The sequence below is a fragment of the Flavobacterium sp. K77 genome (assembly GCF_021608205.1).
GTDB classification, from domain to species: Bacteria; Bacteroidota; Bacteroidia; order Flavobacteriales; family Flavobacteriaceae; genus Flavobacterium; species Flavobacterium turcicum.
Window position 1 is genome coordinate 107808 of sequence record NZ_JAKIHO010000008.1, and the last position, 7075, is coordinate 114882.

Consider the following 7075-nt stretch of genomic DNA (forward strand, 5'->3'; position numbering starts at 1 on the left):
GTCAAATAAGAAATGAATACATTAATAGCTATAATAGGATTAGGTGTTTTATGCCTTTTATTTGAAATATTTAATTTACGTAAAGCCATTGTTCCATTTACGATTATTGGTCTTTTGGGTGTGCTTGGTTTGACAATTTCTGAAATGAATACGCCTGCTAGTTTCTACAATAATATGATTGTTGTCAGTAAATTTTCAGGAGCATTTTCATCATTGTTTATTGTTTTGACAATTTTCTTGGTCGCTTTGGGTCACAATTTTTATGAACAAAAGCAGTCTAAAATTTCGGATTTTATTGCCATAAAAATATTTTTGTTAGCCGGCGCTGTTGCTATGGTTTCCTTTGGAAATTTAGCTATGTTCTTTTTAGGAATCGAAGTATTATCTATTGCACTTTACATCTTGGCTGCTAGTGATCGTTTGAGTTTAAAAAGTAACGAAGCTGGGATGAAATATTTCTTGATGGGTTCATTTGCTTCGGGTATCATACTGTTTGGTATTTGTTTAATTTATGGAGCAATGGGTAGTTTTGATGTTACTGAAATCAGCGAACTTTCACAATCGGCCGAATTGCCTATTTGGTTCCCTATCGGAATTGTTTTGCTGACCATTGGTATGTTATTTAAAGTCGCTGCTGTACCGTTCCATTTTTGGGCTCCAGATGTTTACGAAGGTTCTCCGGCATTAACCACGGCTTTGATGAGTACTTTGGCTAAGGTGGTAGCGATTGCTACTTTGTTCAAGTTACTTTCGGTAATGAATGCTGATGTTTCTGAATCCTTCCAATTAGTTGTTGTGATTATATCTATGGCATCGATGACGGTTGGAAATATTATGGCATTGCGTCAAGTTAATGTAAAGCGAATGTTGGCTTTTTCAGGTATATCGCACGCGGGTTTTATGTTGATGACTTTACTAAGTCTGTCTACTGCTGCAGGTAGTTTATTGTATTATACTTCTGCCTACGCACTTGCTGGAATTGCAGCTTTTAGTGTTGTGTTGTATGTATGTAAAAATAGAGATAATGAAGATATTGTTAACTTTCATGGTTTAGGAAAAACAAACCCATTATTAGCCGTGATCTTGACTGCTGCATTGCTGTCTATGGCAGGTATTCCTATTTTTGCAGGCTTCTTTGCTAAGTTGGTTTTGTTTAGTGATACCATAAAAGCTGGATATCTTACCCTAGTTATTGTTGCTGTGATCAATTCAATTATCAGTGTTGGTTATTATTTCAAACTTATATTAGCCATGTTCACTAAAGATGCGAATGAGACGAGAACTGGAACGCCGGTTATAATTTATGCAGTTGCTGTTATTGCAATAGTTTTGAATATTGCATTAGGTTTGTTTCCTTCAGTAGTGTTAGACCTTATTTCTTAAAAGAAAAAATATTCTCAATTATACAAAACCATCACAATTAATTTTGATGGTTTTTTTATGTTTTAAATTTAGTGTTATACTCTTAATTAAAGCATAATGGCTGTCGTGTTTTGTATTTAGTATTGTACATTTGTATATACAAACAATAATTTTTTAAATTGTAGAACAGATGCAAAATACTTTAAAAATTCAAATATGGTCGGATGTTATGTGTCCGTTTTGTTATATAGGAAAGAGAAGGCTAGAAGCTGCACTTGAACAGTTCCAATACAAAGATGCGGTGGAGATTGAATGGAAGAGTTTTCAGTTAGATGCTAATTTCGTTGCCTCTCCTGATGATAACTTGGTTGATCATTTGGCTGAAAAATATCGAAAAGATACAGATTGGGCTAAAGAGATGTTGGGCAACATGACTGAGAATGCTGCTAATTCAGGATTGGATTTTCATTTTGAAAAAGCAATTATGGCTAATTCCCTAAAAGCGCATCAATTGTTGCATTTAGCTAAAAAGTATAAGCTAGGTGATGCATTAAAAGAATTGCTTTTAAAAGCATATTTAACGGATGGCAAGGATGTAAACGACAATAATACGCTATCGGATTTAGGGCTTGTGGTAGGACTTTCTTCTACTGAAATTGAAGAGGTGCTTTCATCAGATAAGTATGTTGCCGAAGTTCGTGCTGACATAGCTGAGGCTAATGCTATAGGAGTTCAAGGTGTTCCTTTTTTTGCATTCGACAATAAATATGCTGTATCTGGAGCACAACATGTTGAGACTTTTGTGAAGACTTTGGAGAAAGTTTGGGACGAAGGTAATTTTGTAATAAAACCGCATTTACTTAATGATGTTTCTGGAGATAGCTGTGGTATTGAAGGCTGTTAATAAGTATAAAAAAAGGCTGCATTTTATAAGTGCAGCCTTTTCTTTTTTGGATTTCTTTATTTTATAGTTATATTTTCTACAAATGTTTTACCGTTGTTCTTAATTTCAAAAGTGTATTTGCCAGGTTGTACATTTTTCAAATCAAAAACTTTACCTATGTATTGAGCGGTACCTATTTCTTGAGTGTACAGTTCGGCTTGGTCTACGCCGTAAACAGTTATTTTTACAGTCTTTTGTTCTGCATTTAGAACGTTTACAGTTACCATTCCATTTTTATTTACAACTACAGGTTTGTACACGGTAGAAATCGCTGTGTTTCCTAGCTTAGCTACTCGACCTTTCACTTCGATTTTGTACGTAGCAATTTTACGATCGCTTTCAGCCTTTAAGAAATATACTCCATCAGGTAGTGCTGTTAAATCGTATGATCTGTTTATCTCATCTTGATTGGTCATCTTTTCTTGAAAAATCAAAGCGTCGTTGCTGTCGAAAATAGACAAAGCAATTGTATTGATTTCTTTCAAACTAAAACTTACTGTTTTTCCATCTTCTTTAATTAAATTCAGTGAAAAATCAATATTTTTTGCTCGTACTTGTTTTGTAGTTAACACTAGTGTAGCTAGCAAGAAACTAAATTTTAAAATCTTTTTCATAATCGTTAAGTGTTAGATGTTATTGATATTTATCTGCTGCTAAATTACGGTAGTTGTTTAGGTAGTAATGATGCTGGGTTTTCATATTTGTGTGCTATATTACCTTTTACGAAAACGATTTAGGTTAATTCGTGGTAAATATGCTAATGGTTTTTGTTACATTTACATTGATATTTAGATTGTTACGTATGAAATCAATTCCACCAGCTTTTGAAATTATTGTGCCTTCTTTTGGGAGTTCATTTTATTTTTCGAAGTATATAGAAAATGAAAATAGTAAAGCACACTTATGGCATTACCATCCGGAAATTGAACTTGTTTTTGTAAATGGTGGTTCTGGTAAACGTCAAATAGGAAGTCACATATCCTATTATACTGATGGTGACTTGATTTTAATAGGTAGTAATTTGCCACATTGTGGATTCACTAATGAACAAACTGGCAATAGAACTGAGACTGTTATTCAATTCAAAACGGAGTTTTTGGGTGATAATTTTTTTAACCAAGCAGAGTTTATTTCGATACTTAATTTGCTTACCCAAGCTAAAGCGGGGATAGCTTTTACAGGAAATACGAAGATCAAAGTAGGTCAGAAGATAGAAAAGATGGCCTTACAAAATCCGTTCGAAAGAGTACTATGTTTGCTGGAGATTCTTCATGAATTGGAACAAGCTGACGACGCCTTAGTTCTGAATGCTAATGGTTTTTTGCTCGAAATGCAAATGCAGGATAATGATCGAATTAATTTAGTTTTTAATTATGTGAAAGATCATTTTCAGGAGCACATTAGTCTTGAAGAAATAGCGCAGTTAGTTAGCATGACCGTCCCTTCCTTCTGTAGGTATTTTAAAAAAATTACCCATAAAACTTTTACCAAATTCGTAAACGATTATCGTTTGGTTCACGCTTGCAAGTTGCTAGCCGAAAATCCGATTAGTGTTACCGAAATTTGTTTTGAAAGTGGATTTAATAATTTTAGTTATTTCAACAAATCATTTAAAGCCTTTACAGGAAAGAGTGCTTCGCAATATCGTAAACAATTCACTTCGGTATTAGAGTAGTGATGTTATTTATGCTTTTAAGATAGTTCTCTGGCTCGAATTTATAGTTCACTACTAATTAAACTACATTTTTTACTGTTTAGCTACACATTTTGTCTATTCGTCGAAAGTTTTTATTTTTTATTTTCCCTTTTATTAATTTTATTATTGTTTGTTTCAAGGTTCGTATTGATTGCTTAAAGTTGCGTGTTATTATGGATGTTAAAACGTTTTACTAAGGTATAAACGCCTTACAATCAATATTTAGATTATCAAATGTTAAATTTTTATGATTTTAAATTGTGATGAAAATCATTGGAATTGTCAAAAGTGTTGATATACAAGTGTTTTATTTTAGGAATTATTGCCGTCATTCTAAAAATGTATTTGATTTTATGATTTTTTTTGTAAACTTTGTCTCCAAAATAAAATTTTCATTTTTAACAAAACCGTTAAGATATTTTTAACGTACATCTAGTTTAAACTAGCTTAGATTCAAATGGACCACTTGATTAATTCTTGGTTTGTTGGTAAAAATGGAAGATGGATTAGTGAATTACTATTTTGTTCTTTCGATACAATTAAGTAGTTAAAAATTTTTGACATAAAAAAAAAGGAAGTCGAAACAATTCGGTTTCCTATTTGAAATAAAAAAACAGATTAAAAAATCATAGCGTATGCACAACTTTACTAAAAGTCAGTCACGAGTTTATTTATCTTTCTTATTTGTTGTTTTTGCACTTACCTCTACGGTCAAGAGTTTTTCTCAAAGGAGTTGCAGCAGTACTGCTATAACAGCGGCAAGTTTAGATTTTCGAAACCCTACTTTTGTATCAGGGTCTAATAATGCCTCAATGGATGCTGGAGATGTTTACCGATTTTCAACTGTTGTTTTGGGTGTGGATGCACTTGTCACTATACTTCCCTACACAAGTGGGGCAAGCATTGCGACCGCTTCGTTTGACATACCTGCCGCTGTCGAAGGTACGAATGGTTACAATAGAGCTTTTCAACCAACTATTAGTGGAGGCACTGCGTCTGGAGCTGCAGCAAATTTTAGGTTTGATTTTGTTACCGCTGGTGGAACAGCTGCTAATCCAGTAAACTTAAATTTTTACGTAACTCCTATTGACGTCGACGGAAGCACAACAGTGCAGGAATTTGTACAAATGCCAACACCAGATGCTTATGTGAGGAATAATCCTTCTTCAGTTATAATAACTACTCCGGTTGGTTTTGTCCGTGGTACTTCAGGGACAACTACTGTGGCAGGTACAAATAATGATCCAGTTTATTCTTTTACTTCTTATTATGAAAACAGGAACACAATAACAATAACAACTGGAAAAGCAGGAACTGCTGTAAATGTTGATAGAATATTCTCTCTCTTATTCGAAAATATAACTTATACCACTCCTGTTAACACTGTAATAACCCCACCTTTACTTTGTGGTAATGTCTCTTTACAAGGTGGAGGAGGTATACCAGGTTCTACTGTAAACTTAGTAGGACCAAACAATCAAAGTACTACTACAGATGCTTCTGGTAATTACTCGTTTACTATCCCGGTTGCAAATTTAGGTACTTACAATGTTACTCAAACCAATTTAGCGGGTTATTCTAATGTTTCCGATGTTCAGGGTGCAAATGACAGTGCAATTAATAATAATGTATTTGGTTTTGTTTCTATTACTGGTAGAAATTTTGTTGACGGTTCTGCTAATTTAGCCATCAATAAAACAGTCGACAATGCTACACCTTCATTTGGAAGCAATGTTACTTTTACCTTGACAGCTAATAATTCTGGGCCTGGATCAGCAACAGGCGTCAATGTCACAGATTTATTACCTAGCGGTTATACTTTCGTAAGTGCAAATCCTTCAATAGGTAATTATACTAGTGGGAGTGGAATTTGGGCAATAGGTCCATTAGCCAATGGAGAAAGTGCAACATTAACCATCACGGCAACTGTAAATGCAACAGGTAATTACGCCAATTCAGCGAGTATTGCAGCCAATGAAGCCGATCCAACCCCGGGGAATAATAATTCAAAATTTACTACTGTTCCTTATGATGCTTCTTCTCAGAGGGCTTGTAATTCCAGTGCGATAACAGCTTCTAGTTTAAATTTTCAAAATCCTGTATTTGTGTCGGGTTCTAACGATGGTGTCCCAAATGAGGGAGATGTATATCGTTTCCCAGCTGTAACAGCTGGAGTAGACGCGTTAGTTACGATATCAGCTATCAATGGTTCAGGCGGGCTTCCAACTATTGTTGATTTCGATAAGCCTGCTGCGACGGAAGGGGTGGATGGTTTTGATGCAGCTTTCCAACCTTCGATTTTAACGAATGGAGCTAATCCCGTTGGCATTACATTTACATTTAATTTCGTTACTGCGGGAGGAACTTTTGCAAATCCGGTGCGATTGAATTATTATGCATCTGCATTAGATGTTGATGGAGATAATGGTACTTTAAGAGAATATGTAGAAATGAATTTGCCAGATGCAAGATTTAATTCTAATCCCACTAATTTAACATTTGCAACTACTGCAACTAGTTTTAGAGGAACTGCAACTAATACTACAGTACAAGCTGGTACAGGAGTAGGGCCAGCATTTGCATACACAACTTATTTTGAGAATCGTTCGTCGATGATTATTACTATAGGTGCTGTAGGTGGAACTACTGTAGAAAGACTCAATTCGATTTATTTTCAAGATATAACTTTAACAGGGAGAGAAGGCACGGTTTTGACTTCACCATTGTTATGTGGAAATGTTTCAGTAAATGGTGGTGGAAATATCTCAGGTTCTACTGTAACATTAAGTGGGCCGAGCAGCCAAACTACAACTACTGATGCAAACGGAAACTATTCGTTTGCCATTCCTGTGGGGAGCTTAGGTACTTACACGGTGACTCAGACAAATTTGACTGGTTTCTCTAATTTTTCAGATGTAGATGGAGCAAATGATAGTGTTGTTGGTAATAACGTTTTTGGCTTTCAATCCATCACAGGTAGAAACTTTGTTGACGCTTCATCCAACGTAAGGGTTGTTAAAACAGTAAACAATCCTACACCAAATGTGGGAAGCAATGTGATCTTTACATTAACA

At 34.8% G+C, this 7075-nt stretch carries 5 protein-coding genes; 4 read left to right on the top strand and 1 reads right to left on the bottom strand.

Annotated elements, in window-relative coordinates:
- Nucleotides 1-12: 12 nt before the first annotated feature.
- Entirely contained in the window at nt 13-1383 is a 1371-nt protein-coding gene (locus L1S34_RS13555; protein ID WP_236364456.1) for an NADH-quinone oxidoreductase subunit N, read from the top strand.
- Nucleotides 1384-1552: 169 nt separating this feature from the next.
- Entirely contained in the window at nt 1553-2266 is a 714-nt protein-coding gene (locus L1S34_RS13560; protein WP_255710829.1) for a DsbA family oxidoreductase, read from the top strand.
- A gap of 56 nt (nt 2267-2322) precedes the next feature.
- On the opposite strand, the gene L1S34_RS13565 is transcribed toward L1S34_RS13560, so the two are convergent.
- Complete coding sequence (locus L1S34_RS13565) at nt 2323-2919, bottom strand: T9SS type A sorting domain-containing protein (protein ID WP_236364460.1); 597 nt, start codon at nt 2917-2919, stop codon at nt 2323-2325.
- A 188-nt stretch (nt 2920-3107) separates the two neighbouring features.
- Here L1S34_RS13565 and L1S34_RS13570 point away from each other — a divergent pair, with 188 nt between their 5' ends.
- Entirely contained in the window at nt 3108-3980 is an 873-nt protein-coding gene (locus L1S34_RS13570; RefSeq protein ID WP_236364462.1) for an AraC family transcriptional regulator, read from the top strand.
- Nucleotides 3981-4636: 656 nt separating this feature from the next.
- The coding region (locus tag L1S34_RS13575) for a hypothetical protein (protein WP_236364464.1) at nt 4637-7075 on the top strand (2439 nt) is incomplete at its 3' end.